The 1,037-nt window shown below is 74.2% G+C and carries 1 protein-coding gene and 1 pseudogene; both read left to right on the top strand.

Translation table 11 applies throughout. The features are described from left to right. Positions 1 to 95, top strand: a pseudogene (locus ACFC0B_RS40855) (roadblock/LC7 domain-containing protein); the annotation flags it as partial. A 161-nt stretch (positions 96 to 256) separates the two neighbouring features. Continuing rightward, positions 257 to 994 (top strand): DUF742 domain-containing protein, encoded by a 738-nt coding sequence (locus ACFC0B_RS40860; RefSeq protein WP_376098572.1) that lies wholly within the window; start codon positions 257 to 259, stop codon positions 992 to 994. Positions 995 to 1,037 lie beyond the last annotated feature (43 nt).

Below are 1,037 nucleotides of genomic sequence, written 5' to 3' on the forward strand. Positions count from 1 at the left end.
TCGTCGGATACGAGATGGCCCTGCTCGTCGACCGCGCCGGCGCCGTCCTCACCCCCGCACTCCGCGCAGAACTCCAGGGCAGTCTCCTGCACTGACGGTCCGTCGGATACCGTCCTGGTATTCGAAGCACCTCCGCGTCCGTCCCGGGCCCGCTTCGGCGGGCTCGGGTTCGGGCGTTGTACGGCCTTCGCACCACCGGCTCCGGACCCGTGCCCGAGCTCGCACCGCACCGCCGCACCCTGTGAGGAGAGGAACCGTGACACCGCCCGACGACCGCAGCGGCCAGTACGGCGTTCCGTACCCTGGCACGGGCCATGACGCCTTCGGAGCACCCGGCGTCGTCGGCCACGGTCAGCAGTACGGCCAGCCGCTCCACGGCCAGCACGGCCAGCACGGCCAGCACTACGGCGAGCCGTCGTACGGCCAACCGTACGCGCCGGGGCAGTACGACCAGTACGCCCAGCCCCGGCCCTCGTACGACGCTCCCCCGCCCGGCTACCCGGACGGGACGGTCGGACAGTACCCCGGCCGCGGCCCGGCCGTCGGGCAGCCGGCCGCAGGCCACCGGGCCGCCGGGCGCGCCGCCCCGCCCGGCCACCGCGGCCCCGCCCAGGATCACGGGGCGGGCGACGACTTCGAGGACGAGCCGGACTCCGGCCCGCTGATCCGCCCGTTCGCGATGACCGGCGGACGGACCCGGCCCCGGTACGAGCTCGCCCTGGAGGCGCTCGTCTCCGCCGACGTGGACCCGCAGCGCCTGGCCACCCTGCTCCCCGAGCACCAGCGGATCTGCACCCTCTGCACCGAGGTCAAGTCCGTGGCCGAGGTCTCGGCGCTGCTCTCCCTTCCCCTGGGAGTGGCCCGCATCCTCGTGGCCGACCTGGCCGAGGCCGGCCTGGTCGCCATCCACCAGCCCGCATCCGGCGGCGAATCCGGAACCCAGCCCGACGTCACGCTGCTCGAAAGGGTCCTCAGTGGACTTCGCAAGCTCTAACGCGGCCGCCCCCACCCGCGCCACCACCTCCGCGAAGATCGTC

The organism is Kitasatospora sp. NPDC056184, from assembly GCF_042268405.1.
Taxonomy (GTDB): Bacteria; Actinomycetota; Actinomycetes; order Streptomycetales; family Streptomycetaceae; genus Kitasatospora.